Source organism: Rhizobium herbae, assembly GCF_019511375.1.
GTDB lineage: Bacteria > Pseudomonadota > Alphaproteobacteria > Rhizobiales > Rhizobiaceae > Pararhizobium > Pararhizobium herbae_A.
The window spans coordinates 828188-842480 of record NZ_JAEUAO010000002.1; the positions used below are offsets into that span (position 1 = coordinate 828188).

The window sequence follows — 14293 nt, forward strand, 5'->3', positions numbered from 1 at the left end:
TTCAACGCTTCTCTGCAAAAAACTGCCTGAGGATATCCGCCGCTGCCTGCGCTGAAAAACCCGAATAGACGTCCGGCGCGTGGTGGCAGGTCGGTTGGGTGAAGAAACGCACGCCATTGTCGACGCCGCCGCCTTTCGGATCCTCGGCGCCGTAGTAGAGCCGCCGCAGCCTTGCAAACGAGATGGCCGCCGCGCACATGGTGCAAGGTTCGAGCGTGACATAGAGGTCGGCGCCCGGGAGCCGCTCGTCGCCGATGACGCGGCAGCCTTCGCGGATCGCCTCGATCTCGGCATGGGCAGTGACGTCGTTGCGTTCGCGGGTCCGATTTCCGGCTCTGGCGATGACCTCGCCATTGAGGACGAGCACGGCCCCGACCGGCACTTCGCCGCGCGCCCCTGCCATCCGGGCTTCTGCCAGCGCCAAATCCATGAAGCGGCTCGTTTCGGCCATCGTTGGAACCCGCGATAATTTCTCTTAACCCTTGGGCCTGGACCTGATAGGACAGCCCCAAAAGGCAGGCAACACAAATGACATTCAAAGACAAGCCCCAGCGGCCCGGCGGCAAGCCGGCCGGCCGCGACAAGAAGCCCTATACCGGCGCGCGCAAGGCCGCAGCCGCACATTCGGGCGCTGAAAAGACGGAAGCGGGAAAGCCGCGCAAGCCGAGAGTGGCTGCAGTGGAGACCGTCGATGCGGACGTGCCGCAGCGCATTTCCAAGATTCTGGCGCGTGCCGGCGTCGCCTCGCGCCGTGACATCGAGCGCATGATTATGGAAGGCCGCGTTAGCCTCAATGGCACCGTGCTGGAGACGCCGGTCGTCAATGCGACGCTTGCCGACAAGATCGAGGTCGATGGTCAGCCGATCCGAGGCATCGAGCGTACCAGGCTCTGGCTCTATCACAAGCCTTCCGGCCTGGTGACAACCAATTCCGATCCGGAAGGGCGTCCGACCGTTTTCGACAACCTGCCGGACGATCTGCCGCGCGTCCTGTCGATCGGCCGTCTCGACATCAACACCGAAGGCCTGCTCCTGCTCACCAATGACGGTGGTCTGGCCCGCGTACTCGAACTGCCGTCGACCGGCTGGCTGCGCCGCTACCGCGTGCGCGCCCATGGCACGATCGATCAGGCAGCGCTCGACAAGCTCAAGGACGGCATCGCCGTCGATGGCGTGCTCTACGGTTCGATCGAGGCGACGCTGGACAAGGTCCAGGGCTCGAACGTCTGGATCACCATGGGCCTGCGTGAAGGCAAGAACCGAGAAATCAAGAACGTCATGGGCGCGCTCGGCCTCGACGTGAACCGGCTGATCCGCATCTCCTATGGCCCCTTCCAGCTCGGCGAGCTGCCGGAGGGCCATGCCCAGGAAATTCGCGGCCGCACCTTGCGCGACCAGCTCGGCCCGCGTCTGATCGAGGACGCCAAGGCCAATTTCGACGCGCCGATCTTCGACGCCGCTGAGGAAGAAAAGCCGCAGAAAAATGAATGGTCGGCTGGCAAGCCGGAAGCCAAGGAACGCGGCGCTTTCCGTGAAAAGCCTGGCGACAAGCGCGAGCGGGCGCTTTCCCGCCTCGACACCAAGCGTGACGATAGAGGCGGCGGACGTGGTGACCGCAAGGACCGTGGCGGCGCGGAGGCGAAATTCGACGACCGTCCGAAGCGCGAACCCGGCCTTAGGCCCCGCAAGGCCAATGTCTGGATGGCGCCCGGTGCCCGGCCGATCGCCGAAAAGAAGCCGAAGGACGCGCAGGCAGCGGATGTGGCCGACAAGCCGGTTCGCCGTGAGCGTCCGGAGGGTGCACCTGCAACCAAGCGCTACGGCCGGACCAAGGATGGCCTGGCGATGAAGTCCAACAAGAAATTCGATCCGGATCGCAAGAAGGCGACCGTCTACGATCGCCCCGACCGCGGACCGCGCGTCGTGGTCAATCGGGCCGATGACGACGGCGACTGGATCAGGGCCAGCGAAGAGACCGGTAGAGATGAAGGCCGCGGCGACCGCAAGCGCGGCGGTGACCGCGTTGCGCGTGGCTTCGGTGATCGCCCGGCTCGGCGTGAAGGTGGCGATCGTCCGCCGCGCCGCGACGGTGACAAGCCGTTTGGTGATCGCAAGCCCCGTGCCGAAGGTGCCCGCTCTTTCTCCGATCGACCACGCGGCGACCGACCCCAAAGTGATCGTCCGCAGTCAGACCGTCCGCGCAAGCCGTTCGGCGAAAAATCCTTCTCGCGCACGGACGGCGACCGCAAGCCGCGGGATTTCGGCGACCGCCCACCACGCGGCGACCGCCCGGCCGGTGACAAACCACGTGGCAAGTCCTTGGGTAAGCCGGGCGGGGCAAAACCGTTCGGCGCGAAGGCCGGCGGCCCGCGCGGCGGCAAGCCTGCGGGCGGACGCCCGGCGGGTGGCGGCAAGCCGCGCGGACGCGGGAACTAAGCGAAGGTGCGGATCGTCGGCGGTGAGTTTCGCGGGCGCGGGCTTGCAACGCCCAGGTCCAACGACATCCGGCCTACGACGGACCGGACGCGCGAAAGCCTGTTCAACATCCTGAGCCATGGTTATGCGCAGGCCCTCGACGGGACCCGCATTCTCGATCTATTTGCCGGCACCGGCGCGGTTGGCCTCGAAGCCCTGTCGCGCGGTTGCCGTCAGGCGTTGTTCGTCGAGCAGAGCGCCGAGGGCAGGGGCCTGTTGCGCACCAATATCGAGGCTTTCGGCCTGACCGGCCGGGCGCGCATTTTCCGGCGCGACGCGACCGATCTTGGGCCGGCCGGCACCGTCGAGCCATTCCATTTGGTCTTTGCCGATCCGCCCTATGGCAGGGGGCTTGGCGAAAAAGCGCTTGCCTCTGCCGCCAAAGGCGGCTGGCTGGTGCCGGGCGCTCTTGTCATTCTCGAAGAGCGGGCCGATGTTCAACCGGTGCCGCAGGATGGGTTCGAGTTGATCGACGACCGGCTCTTCGGCGACACGAAGATGCATTTCTACCGATATCGCGCCGCGTGATACCGAAAGACGCTGAGCATGACGCAAGGCCTCGAAACAGTGAAAAAATCAGGAGGTCCAACTGTTGCCGTCGCATTCGGCGGCGGCGGTGCACGTGGTCTCGCCCACATCCATGTCATCGAGGCGTTGGATGAGCTCGGCATCCGCCCTGTCGCCGTCGCCGGTTCCTCTATCGGGGCGATTATGGGGGCGGGCATGGCCGCTGGCTTGAGCGGTGCGGAAATTGCAGATCATACGATGGCGACCGTCGGCCGCCGCAAGGAAATCGTCAACCGCCTGTGGAGTCTGCGTCCTTCAAGCCTGAAGCAAGCGGTCACGAACGGCTTGCGCGTGGGGCAGTTCAATATCGAGCGTATTCTTCCCGCCTTCCTGCCTGACAGCGTGCCGAAGGATTTCGCCGATCTCGAGTTGCCCCTGAAGGTGATGACCACCGATTATTACGGCCAGACCGAGCGCGTCTGCCAGTCCGGCGACCTGCATCAGGCGCTTGCCGCATCGGCGGCGCTGCCGATCCTGTTCATGCCCGTGCGAATAGATGGCCGGGTGATGATCGACGGCGGCATCTACAATCCGGTGCCCTTCGATCACCTGACCGGCCTGGCCGATATCGTCATCGCCGTTGATGTCGTCGGCGGACCGGATGGCGATGGCGAGACCATGCCGAGCTGGCGCGACAGTCTGTTCGGCGCCAGCCAGTTGTTGATGCAGTCGATCATCGCCATGAAGATGAAGGCGCACCCGCCGGACATTCTCCTGCGGCCGGAGGTCAATCGCTTCCGCGTCATGGATTTCCTCAAGGCGCAGGAGGTGCTGGCTGCGACGGCGCCCGTTAAGGAACAGCTCAAGACCGCGCTTGATGCAGCCCTCGAGGCGAAAAGCCGGCCTTGAAAAGGATCAGTCAGCGTCGGCCAGGGCGTCCTTTTCCGGGCTGGCCTTGATGTTTGCCGTGGCCGAAAGAATATCGTGCCCCGGCTCCAGCGACGGCGCCTTCTCGCGCTTCGGCTTTATCAGCGGTTCCGGCCTGACGGGTTTGGAATGCAGCATGTCGCGCCCGGCGCTGATGCCCTCGGCTTCCTGCACCGCCAGCCGCGCCTCGTCGCGCCGGCGGATATCGTCCATGATTTCCTGCGCTGCATTGTCGTCGACACCCAGCCCCTCCAGCGCCTTGCGACCGAACACGAGACCGGACTCGAAGGTTTCGCGCAGCTCATAGTCGACGCCGCGTGCCCGAAGCGACAGGGTGTGCACACGGTCATAGGAGCGCGCATAGATACGGGCATTCGGATATTCCGCCTGCACCATATCGACGATCCGGTCGGTGATTTCCATCTTCTGGGTGCACACCGCGACGATCTTGGCGCGCTCGATGCCGGCGGCGCGCAGCACGTCGAGCCGCGTTCCGTCGCCGAAATAGATGCGGAACCCGAAGGTCGCGGCCTGCCGAACGCGGGCGGCGGAATGATCGATGATGGTGACCTCGCGACCGCCGGCAAGCAGGATCTGCGAGGCGATCTGGCCGAAGCGGGAGAACCCGATCATCAGCACGTCGGCGCCGGCGCCATCGAAGTCTTCCTCCAGCTCTTCAGTCATCTCGTCATGCTCGTTCATGAGCAATCCGGCGAGCGCGGCGGCGGCAGGCGTCAGCGCCATCGACAGCGTGACGACGACGATCAAGAGAGATGCCCAGCTGTCCGAAAACACGCCGGCAGCGGCTGCGGCGGTGAACAGCACGAAGCCGAATTCCCCGCCCTGCGGCAAGAGCAGCCCGATGCGAACCGCGTCATTGTGCGGCGAACCCGTCGCCCGGCAGAGTGTGTAGAGGATCACCGCCTTGAGCAGCATCAGCAGCGGTACGGCAATCAGGATCAGGGGATAGTCCCTGAGGATGACGTTGATCTCCAGCGACAGGCCGACGGCCATGAAGAACAATGCGAGCAGCAACCCGCGGAACGGTTCGATATCGGCTTCCAGCTCATGCCGATAGGAGGATTCGGCGAGCAGAACGCCGGCGAGGAACGAACCCATCGCCATCGAGAGACCGGCAAGCTGCATCATCGTTGCGGCACCGAGCACGATCAGGAGTGCGGCGGCGATCATGACTTCCCGAGCACCCGTGCGGGCAAGGATCTGGAACAGGGGATTGAGAAGGTAGCGGCCAGCAATCACCATGATCAGGATCGCGCCGACGGCGACCGCGAAGTCCTGCAGCGGCGGGCTGGTATCTTCGGGCGCCTGCAGGGCGACGAGCGGGATCAACGCCAGCAGCGGCACGATCGCCAGGTCCTGCAGCAAGAGTACCGAAAACGCCCGCTGGCCGTAGCGCGAGTTCGTGTCACCCTTTTCGTCGAGGATCTGCAATGCGAAGGCCGTCGATGACAGCGCTAGCCCGAAGCCGGTGATGACGCTGCCGCTCCAGTCGAGCATGCCGAGTTCGAAGAGAATGGCCGACACGACCGCGCCGGTCAGCAATACCTGCGCGGTACCGAGCCCGAAGATGTCACGCCGCATCTGCCAAAGGCGCGAGGGCTTCAGCTCTAGGCCGATGACGAACAGCAGGAAGACGACACCCAGTTCGCCAAAACCGAGGATCTGCTCGCCGTCGGTGATCTGGTTAAGCAACGGACCGATGATGATGCCGGCGGCGAGATAGCCCAGAACCGTGCCGAGCCCGAGCTTCTTGAAGATCGGGGCCGCCACGACGGCGCCGCCGAGCAGCACCAGGGCCTGTGAAGTGAGGACGGGCGTGGTCGACATGTCTGTTCTTTCCTGCCCGTGAGGGTTGGCACGGGTTCTCATATTTTCGCTTGGGCAAGAGATTGCCCCGGGATCGGGTATTTCGTCGGGGCCGCGACCAAGAATCAGGGTATGCCCTTGATGCCCGTCCCAGTGCACAATAAATGGGGCAGGAATGAAAGGCTAAATCATGTCCGATATCATCGATTCCGACGTTCTCCAGAAGCGCGCAGCCGAGCTTGTCGACCTGGCGCTCAAGGCCGGCGCCGACCAGGCGGACGCCGTGGCGCTTCGCTCCCGGTCCCGCTCCGTCTCGGTGCGGCTCGGAAAGGTCGAGGGAACGGAGGCCTCGGAAAGTGACGATTTTTCGCTCCGCGTGTTCGTCGGCCGCCGTGTCGCCAGCGTTTCGGCCAATCCGGGCTTCGACCTGAAGGTCCTGGCCGAGCGCGCGGTGGCCATGGCCAAGGCCTCGCCGGAGGATCCTTTCGCGAGCCTCGCCGATGCCGAGCGTCTGGCGAAATCCTATCCCGATCTCGAGCTCTTCGATCCGACCGAGGTCTCGACCGACGCCCTGACGGCCGCGGCGCTGGAAGCGGAAGAAGCAGCCCTTGCCGTGAACGGCGTCACCAACTCCAGTGGCGCCGGTGCGTCCGCCGGCATGGGCGGGATGGTGCTCGTCACCTCGCATGGGTTTTCCGGGGCCTATATGGGCACGCGCTTCGGCCGCTCGGTCAGCGCCATTGCCGGCAATGGCACGAAGATGGAACGAGACTATGATTTCGACAGCCGCCTCTATTTCGCCGACCTGAAACCGGCCGCCGAAATCGGCCGCACGGCTGGCGAGCGGGCGGTCGCCCGCATCGGCCCGCGCCAGGTGCCGACCCGGAAGAACATCACCGTCGTTTTCGACCCGCGCATGGCGCGCGGCTTTGCCGGCCACATCGCCGGCGCGATCAACGGCGCATCGGTTGCCCGCAAAACGAGTTTCCTGCGTGACATGATGGGAAAGCCGGTCATGAAGGCGGGCATCCATGTCACCGACGATCCGCTGGTGGTGCGTGGTGCCTCTTCGCGTCCTTTCGACGGGGAAGGCGTGACCGGCCAAAAGCTGTCGATGATCGAGGATGGCGTGCTGAAGCACTGGTTCCTGTCCACGTCGACGGGCAGGGAACTCGGGCTGGAGACCAACGGACGCGGCGTGCGCAGCGGCCCAGCGGTGTCGCCATCGTCGACGAACTTCGCGCTCGAGCCCGGAAATATCTCCCGCGAGGAGCTGATCCGCAATGTCGGGACCGGTTTTTATGTCACCGAACTGATCGGCCAGGGCGTCAACATGCTGACGGGCGAGTACAGCCGCGGCGCCTCGGGTTTCTGGATCGAGAACGGCGAGTTGACCTTCCCCGTATCGGAAGTCACGATTGCCTCGAACCTCAAGCAGATGTTCTTTGCCGTAACGCTGGCCGACGACATCGATCGCAAGTTCGGTGTCGCGGCACCGACGCTTGCCATCGAGGGCATGACGCTCGCGGGCAAGTAGATACCACCGCAGACCTTCAACGCGGCCGGCGGCCGGGAAATGGAAAGACTGAATGAACGCCGTTCGCACATCGCCGGATCAGTGGATCAGCGATCTGGAACTCATCACCATGGCGGCGAAGGCCGCGGGCGAAAGGGCACTGTCCTTCTTTCGCAAGAATCCGGATGTCCAATGGAAGAACGAAGGGCGCTCGCCAGTCAGTGAGGCGGATTACGCAGCCAATGACATCCTGAAGGAAAAGCTGCTGACGGCGCGGCCCAACTATGGCTGGCTGTCGGAGGAGACCGATGACGACGAGGCCCGGCTCGGCTGCGATACAGTGTTCGTCGTCGATCCGATCGACGGTACCCGCGCCTTCATCGCCGGCAAGGAGGTCTGGTGCGTCAGCGTCGCCGTCGTGCATCACGGTCGCCCGGTGGCCGGCGTGCTGTTTGCCCCGGCCCTTGATGAACTGTTCCAGGCGACGCTCACGGGCGATGCCTTGAAGAACGGTATGCCGGTTACCGTGAGGACTGAGAAGGACACAGTGCTGCGGATTGCCCTTGCGGAAGAGACGGTTCGATTGCTCGAACATGGCTATCGCGCCGGCGTTTCGCGCATCGCCCATGTGCCTTCGCTTGCCTACAGGATCGCCATGGTCGCCGACGGCCGCATCGACGGCACGATCGTTAAGAAAAATTCGCACGATTGGGATCTTGCCGCTGCCGATCTGATCCTCGAGCGAGCCGGTGGTGCGCTTTTCGGCCTCGACGGACAGCCGCTTTCCTATAATCGCCCCAATGTTCGCCATACCGTTCTGTGCGCCGCAGCAATGTCCGTTCTGCCGGCGTTGATTGCCGCCTCGCAAGGGCTGGATGGCCATTGACCTTTCCGCCTGGATGCCGCAAACCACAGAAAAACGTCAGGAAAATTGGAAGGTCAAATGGCTCAGAATTCGGAAAAGAAACAGCGGCTCCATCTCGTTTTCGGCGGCGAGCTCACGACGCTGACCGACGTTGAGTTCCGCGACCTGGACAAGCTCGACGTCGTCGGCATCTTCCCCGATTATGACAGCGCACTGGCCGCCTGGAAATCCAAGGCGCAGCTGACGGTCGACAACGCCCATATGCGCTATTTCATCGTGCACATGCACCGTCTGCTCGATCCGGAACAGGCTTGATGCCGATCCGGCCCGCGCAGACGACGGCTGTGCCCTCAAAGGCTCCCGCCGCAATCGCCGTTTCCAGCCCGCAGCGAGAAAGCGGGGACCGCTTGTCATGAGCCGCGTGCTTGCCCGCCTGGCGCTGTCCAGCTACCGCTGGATCGGCACGGCGATCTATCCTCTCGTCTGGTCCTATCTTGCCGCCCGTGCGGCCAAGGGCAAGGAGGATTCCGCCCGCCGCCAGGAGCGCTATGGTCATGCCAGTGCGCCGCGCCCGCAGGGACCGCTGGTCTGGTTCCATGCCGCAAGCGTCGGTGAGACCACGGCGGTCATTCCACTTATCAAGGAAGTATCGCGCCGCGGCATTGCCGTTGTCTTGACGACGGGAACGACGACATCGGCTCGACTGGCCGCCGACCGGCTCGGACCCGGCGTCATCCATCAATATGTGCCGCTCGATTTTAAGCCGGCCGTCGCCCGCTTCCTCGACTACTGGGAGCCGGATCTGGCGATCATCGCGGAATCGGAAATCTGGCCGATGACCATCGTCGAGCTTGGGCAACGCCATATTCCCCAGGTGCTTGTCAACGGCCGCCTGTCGGATCGCACGTTCGGCCGCTGGAAGAAGCGTCTCTGGCTCGCCGATGCACTGTTTGAAAACCTGGCGCTTGTCATTGCCCAGTCGGATCTCGATGCCGACCGTTTTCGCACGCTCGGCGCGCTGCCGGTCATGGTATCGGGCAATCTGAAGGTCGATACTGACGCGCCGCCACATGACGGGCAAGTGCTGAAGCACTACGCCCAGCAGATCCGCGACCGTAAGACCTGGGCTGCGATCTCGACCTTCGAAGGCGAGGAGAATGCCGCGGGCATTGTCCATCGGGCCTTGAAGGAGCGCACCGGATTGCTGACGATCATCGTGCCGCGCCATCCCGAGCGCTGCGACGCGATCGAGGCGATGCTGAACGCCAAGGGGCTGACCGTCGCGCGGCGCACGCGCAACGACCCGATCACGCCTGAGACGGATATCTTCCTCGGTGACACGATCGGCGAAATGGGACTTTATCTCCGCTTGACGGAAGTCGCCTTTGTCGGCCGGTCGCTGTTTGCCGAAGGCGGGCAGAACCCGCTGGAGCCGGCGATGCTCGGCTGCGCCATCCTGTCGGGGGGGAGCGTGCAGAATTTCCGCGATACCTATCAGATGCTGGCCAAGAACGGCAGCGCCAAGATCATCCGCGATGTCGAGATGCTGGCCAAGGGGGTCAACTATCTGCTCGTCAACGACGAGGTGCGTCGCAAGATGATCGATGCCGGACTTGAAACCGTGCATGAAATGCGCGGAGCGCTGTCGGCCACGATCAGAGGGCTTGAGCCCTATATCAATCCGCTGACGGTGAAGGCGCGGCTGCAGCCGCGCAGTGAGGGCTGACTTTCCGGGGGACTGTCCGATGACGAGTGAGAAGGCGATATCCGGCATCCTCTTTGACAAGGATGGGACGCTGCTCGACTATGTCAAGAGTTGGGTTCCGGTGAATTACGAGGTGGCCAGCATCGCCGCCGATGGTGACCAGGAGCTTGCCCGGCGCCTGCTGGTAGCGGGCGGCATGGATCCCGATACCGGCTATGTCACGCCGGACAGTCTGCTGGCTGCGGGCAATACGGTCGAGATCGCCACCGGCATGGTCGCCGCCGGCGCGCCCTACACGGTGGAGGAACTGACGGCGAAGCTCGACGGGCTCTTTTCCAACTCGGCCGCCTTTGCCGTCCCGGTGACCGATCTCGCCGCCTTCTTTGCCGGCCTGCATGCCAAGGGCTATCGGCTCGGCGTTGCCTCCAGCGACAATGAACGTTCGATCCGCGAAACCGCAAAGCGCTTCGGCTTCGATGGCTATCTGCATTACGTCGCGGGCTACGACAGCGGCTTCGGCACCAAGCCGCAGCCCGGCATGGTCCACGGCTTCTGCGCCGCGACCGGGCTTGAGCCGCATCAGGTCGCCGTTGTCGGCGACAACAACCATGATCTGCATATGGGCCGGAGCGCCGGCGTCGGCCTCACCGTGGCAGTGCTGACCGGCACCGGCTCACAGCAATCGCTTGCTGAGGCGTCCGATCATTGCCTCAACGATATCACCGAACTCGAGAGCGTTCTGATCTGACGCCCGGCTGACCTGCTTGCCGACTGGAACAACTGGATCGGCAGCGAGTGGCCGTCGTGGCGATGTCGAGCCCTGGACGGCAAGTTGGACCTGCGACCGGATGGCCTTCGGCGGAGGGGCGCGCCCCTGGCTTTCGCTGGTGTTGAGTGCGTTTCGACGTGCCCTGAGGCCGGTTCATTTGCCGTGGGCGGATATATGGCGATGGCTTGCAATTCCCGGCAATCTGCCGTTTTGTGTCGCCAGCCAAAGCGTGGGGAGGCTGGTAGGACTGATGGTTTCTGAAGCACCGCCGTTCTGGTGGACCAAAGCGGATTGGCGCGCCCGTGGCCTCTGGCCCTTCTCCTGGATTTATGGCCGCGTTTCCGGCTGGCGCATGGACCATGCGCGGCGTGTCTCCGTTCCGGTTCCCGTCATCTGCGTCGGCAATTTCACAGTTGGCGGGGCAGGCAAAACGCCGACTGCGATCGCGCTTGCCCGGGCGGCCCGCCAGCGTGGGCTGAAGCCGGGATTTCTAAGCCGCGGCTATGGCGGTTCGCTCGACGTGACGACTGTGGTCGATCTCGCGCACCACCGCGCCCGCGATGTCGGCGACGAGCCGTTGCTTCTGGCCCGCGAGGGCCTTGCCGTGGTCTGCCGCAGGCGCGTCGAGGGCGCACGCCGATTGGTGGCCGAAGGAGCTGATCTCATCATCATGGACGATGGGTTTCAGAGCGCCCGGCTGACATTCGATTTTTCGCTGCTGGTGATCGACAGCCGACGAGGGATCGGCAATGGTTTCCTGATCCCCGCCGGACCCGTGCGCGCGCCTCTCAGCCACCAGATCCGCCACGCCTCGGCGCTCCTGAAGATCGGCAACGGTGAGCGCGCTGACGCGCTGATCCGCCGTGCAGCCCGCGCCGGCAAGCAGATTTACGAAGCCAATGTCACGCATCTCGACGATGGCGGCCTGAGAGAGATGCCGGTTCTCGCCTGGGTGGGTATCGCCGATCCGGAAAAATTCTTCCGCACGGTGCGCGAGACGGGGGCTGTCCTCGCCGAAAGCCGCAGCTTTCCCGATCACCACCATTTTTCCGAGGACGAAATCGCCGATCTGCTCGATCACGCTGCCGCCAAGGGCTACCAGCTCGTGACGACGGCCAAAGACATGGTGCGGCTGGAGCGAGGCTTTGGCCGGGCCGCGGAACTGATGGAAAAGAGCCGGGTGATCGATGTCGAAGTCCGCTTCGACGACCCTGGTTCTCCGCGCAAGATCATCGATGCGGCGTTGACGGCCGCGCGGGCACGCAGGCTGAGCAAGAACAGGAAATAGCGGCCGGCCCCTTAGGATTTCTGGTTCGGCAGGATTCCGGCGCGCTTGTCGGCCTGGTACGACGCCTCGGCATCGGCATAGGGCTCCTGCCGTGCGACGCTCCAGTAGCGCAGTTCATCAACGGGAATAGCGGCGCCCGTTACCGCGCAGGTAACATATGATCCGGGCAACACGATCTGGAAGTCGCCGTCGAGATAGCGAATCTTGGCTTCCCTGTGCCCATTGCCCTCAAACCGGTTCATTGTCCTTCGACCTCGCATCTTCGTCGTCCGCTGTCACAATGCATTCCGGCCGGCATCCTTCCGGATGCATCCACGGCCCTGGGCAACTGTGTATCCAAGCATCATCTGTTGTATTCATGCTCTAGCGCGCAAAACGCCAAAGTTCCAGAGCAATTGCCAGGTCGTATCGTCAACTGCGTCCGAACAGCCGCTCGATGTCGGAAAGCTTCAGCTCGATATAGGTCGGCCTGCCGTGGTTGCACTGGCCAGAGCCGGGTGTTGCCTCCATCTGCCGGAGCAGCGCATTCATTTCCTCTGGCCTGAGCCGCCGGCCGGAGCGCACGGAGCCGTGGCAGGCCATGGTCGCCGCGAGATAGTCGAGCCGGCCGGCGAGCCCATTTGCCGTGTCCCATTCGGCAAGCTCGTCGGCCAGTTGCCGCACCAGTCCGACGGCATCGATTTCGCCGAGCATCGACGGTGTTTCGCGTATGGCAACTGCGCCGGGGCCGAAACGCTCGATCCCCAATCCCAGCCGTGAAAATTCGGCGGCATGGCTCACGAGCCGGTCGCAATCGTCTTCCGGCAGATCGACGATTTCCGGAATGAGCAGTGCCTGTGCCGGGATCGGCCTGGAATTCAATCCCTTGCGCAATTCTTCGAAGACCAGCCGCTCATGCGCCGCATGCTGATCGACGATGACGAGGCCATCCTCGGTCTGGGCGACGATATAGTTCTCGTGCAGTTGCGCCCGCGCCGCACCGAGTGGATGGGACCTCTCGGGTTGCGGTACGGTCATCGCTTCGGGTTCAAACGTTGGCGCGCGGGCCGATGGTGTTGCCATCTCGGCAAAGGCAGCCTGCGGTGCCTCTCCAAATCCGCGCGGCGGCGCGTCGAATTCCATCGGCCGGTAGGGCGAGGCGGCAGCGCTCCAACCGCCATGCGGCCGCTGCGGTTCCGGCCGGAAAGCCCGCATCAAGCCGCTGGCGCCGGTCGTCGAGGCCCGGTCGCCATCCTGGGCCAGGGCCTGCCGGATCGCGCCGATGATCAGGCCGCGAATGAGGCCCGGGTCGCGAAAGCGGACATCGGATTTTGCCGGATGCACATTGACGTCCACCACATCCGGATCGACCGTCAGCGACAGCACCGCCACCGGATAGCGGCCTTGCGGTATGGTCTCGGCATAGGCGGCGCGCAGCGCCGACCAGATCAGCTTGTCCTGCACCGGGCGGCCGTTGACGAAGGCGTATTGCTGCAGTGAGTTGCCGCGGTTGAAGGTCGGTACGCCGGCAAAGCCGGTCAGCCGCGCGCCTTCGCGTTCCGCATCGATTTCGATGGCGTTGTCGCGGAAATCACGGCCAAGGACCTGGGCGATGCGTGCAAGCCGGTCGTCGCCGGTGGATGGAAATTCCAGTGTCGTCCGGTCCGAGCCGGACAGCACGAAGCGAACGCCGGGAAAGGCGATTGCCATGCGCCGCACGACGTCGGCGATCGCCGAGGCTTCGGCCCGTTCCGTCTTCATGAAGTTCAACCGCGCCGGTGTGGCGAAGAACAGGTCGCGAACCTCGACCACGGTTCCCTGGTTGACGGCGGCGGGCCTTACCGGCTGCAGCTTGCCGCCGATCACCGCGATCTCGGCGCCATGGCTTGCGCCCCCCGGGCGGCTGGCTATCGTCAGCCGCGCGACGGAGCCGATCGAGGGCAGCGCCTCGCCGCGGAAACCGAGCGTGCGGATGTCGAGAAGATTGTCATCGAGCTTGGAGGTGCAATGACGGCGAACCGCGAGTTCGAGATCGTCCGGGCCCATGCCGCAGCCGTTGTCGACGACCCGAAGCAGCGTCTTGCCGCCGCCCGCGGTGGCGACCTCGATGCGCGTTGCGCCCGCATCGAGCGCATTCTCGATCAGTTCCTTGGCCGCGCTCGCCGGCCGTTCGATGACCTCGCCGGCGGCGATCTGGTTGATGAGGGTCTCGGAAAGTTGTTTGATGGGCATGGCCTATTGTCCGGGATTCGCCCCAGTATGAAAAGTGCGTCGCGCATTCTATCCCCGGATGTGTCGAAAGCGGCATGCCCGATAAAGTCATGTGCGTTTAATAAGGCCTTAATACAAAGCTGCGACTTTCGCCGAGAACCTGGATGAGCACGGGTTCTGTCATTTGGTGCTTGTGGCGCAGCTGGCCGCCCGAGGCTTTCATT

At 64.0% G+C, this 14293-nt stretch carries 13 protein-coding genes; 9 read left to right on the forward strand and 4 right to left on the reverse strand.

Annotation, left to right across the window (positions count from 1 at the left end; translation table 11 throughout):
• Position 1: 1 nt before the first annotated feature.
• Positions 2 to 451, reverse strand: a complete 450-nt coding sequence (locus JNB71_RS11205) for a nucleoside deaminase (protein ID WP_220371864.1) — start codon at positions 449 to 451, stop codon at positions 2 to 4.
• 77 nt (positions 452 to 528) lie between these two features.
• Here JNB71_RS11205 and JNB71_RS11210 point away from each other — a divergent pair, with 77 nt between their 5' ends.
• From JNB71_RS11210 to JNB71_RS11220, 3 genes are read left to right on the forward strand one after another with little or no spacing between them, the layout of a single operon-like run.
• Entirely contained in the window at positions 529 to 2436 is a 1908-nt protein-coding gene (locus JNB71_RS11210) for a pseudouridine synthase (protein ID WP_220371865.1), read from the forward strand.
• 6 nt (positions 2437 to 2442) lie between these two features.
• Complete coding sequence (rsmD, locus tag JNB71_RS11215) at positions 2443 to 3003, forward strand: 16S rRNA (guanine(966)-N(2))-methyltransferase RsmD (RefSeq protein ID WP_220371866.1); 561 nt, start codon at positions 2443 to 2445, stop codon at positions 3001 to 3003.
• An 18-nt stretch (positions 3004 to 3021) separates the two neighbouring features.
• Positions 3022 to 3891, forward strand: a complete 870-nt coding sequence (locus tag JNB71_RS11220) for a patatin-like phospholipase family protein (RefSeq protein ID WP_220371867.1) — start codon at positions 3022 to 3024, stop codon at positions 3889 to 3891.
• Between the two features lie 6 nt (positions 3892 to 3897).
• Here JNB71_RS11220 and JNB71_RS11225 read toward each other — a convergent pair whose 3' ends face one another.
• On the reverse strand, positions 3898 to 5757 hold the full coding sequence (locus tag JNB71_RS11225) for a monovalent cation:proton antiporter-2 (CPA2) family protein (protein ID WP_220371868.1): 1860 nt from the start codon (positions 5755 to 5757) through the stop codon (positions 3898 to 3900).
• Between the two features lie 169 nt (positions 5758 to 5926).
• Here JNB71_RS11225 and JNB71_RS11230 point away from each other — a divergent pair, with 169 nt between their 5' ends.
• From JNB71_RS11230 to lpxK, 6 genes are all read left to right on the forward strand, one after another.
• Entirely contained in the window at positions 5927 to 7273 is a 1347-nt protein-coding gene (locus JNB71_RS11230) for a TldD/PmbA family protein (RefSeq protein WP_220371869.1), read from the forward strand.
• Positions 7274 to 7325: 52 nt separating this feature from the next.
• Complete coding sequence (locus tag JNB71_RS11235) at positions 7326 to 8138, forward strand: 3'(2'),5'-bisphosphate nucleotidase CysQ (RefSeq protein WP_220371870.1); 813 nt, start codon at positions 7326 to 7328, stop codon at positions 8136 to 8138.
• A gap of 57 nt (positions 8139 to 8195) precedes the next feature.
• The gene (locus JNB71_RS11240; protein WP_220371871.1) at positions 8196 to 8432 is read left to right on the forward strand and encodes a DUF4170 domain-containing protein; all 237 of its coding nucleotides are present in this window, start codon (positions 8196 to 8198) and stop codon (positions 8430 to 8432) included.
• A gap of 97 nt (positions 8433 to 8529) precedes the next feature.
• Complete coding sequence (gene waaA, locus JNB71_RS11245) at positions 8530 to 9843, forward strand: lipid IV(A) 3-deoxy-D-manno-octulosonic acid transferase (protein ID WP_220371872.1); 1314 nt, start codon at positions 8530 to 8532, stop codon at positions 9841 to 9843.
• Between the two features lie 19 nt (positions 9844 to 9862).
• The gene (locus tag JNB71_RS11250; protein WP_220371873.1) at positions 9863 to 10570 is read left to right on the forward strand and encodes an HAD family hydrolase; all 708 of its coding nucleotides are present in this window, start codon (positions 9863 to 9865) and stop codon (positions 10568 to 10570) included.
• 271 nt (positions 10571 to 10841) lie between these two features.
• A complete protein-coding gene (gene lpxK, locus JNB71_RS11255) occupies positions 10842 to 11879 on the forward strand; it encodes a tetraacyldisaccharide 4'-kinase (RefSeq protein WP_220371874.1) in 1038 nt (345 codons plus the stop codon).
• Positions 11880 to 11890: 11 nt separating this feature from the next.
• On the opposite strand, the gene JNB71_RS11260 is transcribed toward lpxK, so the two are convergent.
• Together JNB71_RS11260 and mutL are read right to left on the reverse strand one after the other, a co-directional pair.
• The gene (locus JNB71_RS11260) at positions 11891 to 12121 is read right to left on the reverse strand and encodes a DUF2093 domain-containing protein (protein WP_018330032.1); all 231 of its coding nucleotides are present in this window, start codon (positions 12119 to 12121) and stop codon (positions 11891 to 11893) included.
• Positions 12122 to 12290: 169 nt separating this feature from the next.
• Positions 12291 to 14090 (reverse strand): DNA mismatch repair endonuclease MutL, encoded by a 1800-nt coding sequence (gene mutL / locus JNB71_RS11265; protein ID WP_220371875.1) that lies wholly within the window; start codon positions 14088 to 14090, stop codon positions 12291 to 12293.
• Between the last annotated feature and the right edge of the window lie 203 nt (positions 14091 to 14293).

Excerpts from the sequence above, each read along its gene's own strand:
- JNB71_RS11205 (WP_220371864.1), bottom strand. The coding sequence starts at position 451 with ATGGCCGAAACGAGCCGCTTCATGGATTTGGCGCTGGCAGAAGCCCGG.
- JNB71_RS11210 (WP_220371865.1), top strand. The coding sequence starts at position 529 with ATGACATTCAAAGACAAGCCCCAGCGGCCCGGCGGCAAGCCGGCCGGC.
- JNB71_RS11220 (WP_220371867.1), top strand. The coding sequence starts at position 3,022 with ATGACGCAAGGCCTCGAAACAGTGAAAAAATCAGGAGGTCCAACTGTT.
- JNB71_RS11225 (WP_220371868.1), bottom strand. The coding sequence starts at position 5,757 with ATGTCGACCACGCCCGTCCTCACTTCACAGGCCCTGGTGCTGCTCGGC.
- JNB71_RS11230 (WP_220371869.1), top strand. The coding sequence starts at position 5,927 with ATGTCCGATATCATCGATTCCGACGTTCTCCAGAAGCGCGCAGCCGAG.
- JNB71_RS11235 (WP_220371870.1), top strand. The coding sequence starts at position 7,326 with ATGAACGCCGTTCGCACATCGCCGGATCAGTGGATCAGCGATCTGGAA.
- JNB71_RS11240 (WP_220371871.1), top strand. The coding sequence starts at position 8,196 with ATGGCTCAGAATTCGGAAAAGAAACAGCGGCTCCATCTCGTTTTCGGC.
- waaA (WP_220371872.1), top strand. The coding sequence starts at position 8,530 with ATGAGCCGCGTGCTTGCCCGCCTGGCGCTGTCCAGCTACCGCTGGATC.
- JNB71_RS11250 (WP_220371873.1), top strand. The coding sequence starts at position 9,863 with ATGACGAGTGAGAAGGCGATATCCGGCATCCTCTTTGACAAGGATGGG.
- lpxK (WP_220371874.1), top strand. The coding sequence starts at position 10,842 with ATGGTTTCTGAAGCACCGCCGTTCTGGTGGACCAAAGCGGATTGGCGC.
- JNB71_RS11260 (WP_018330032.1), bottom strand. The coding sequence starts at position 12,121 with ATGAACCGGTTTGAGGGCAATGGGCACAGGGAAGCCAAGATTCGCTAT.
- mutL (WP_220371875.1), bottom strand. The coding sequence starts at position 14,090 with ATGCCCATCAAACAACTTTCCGAGACCCTCATCAACCAGATCGCCGCC.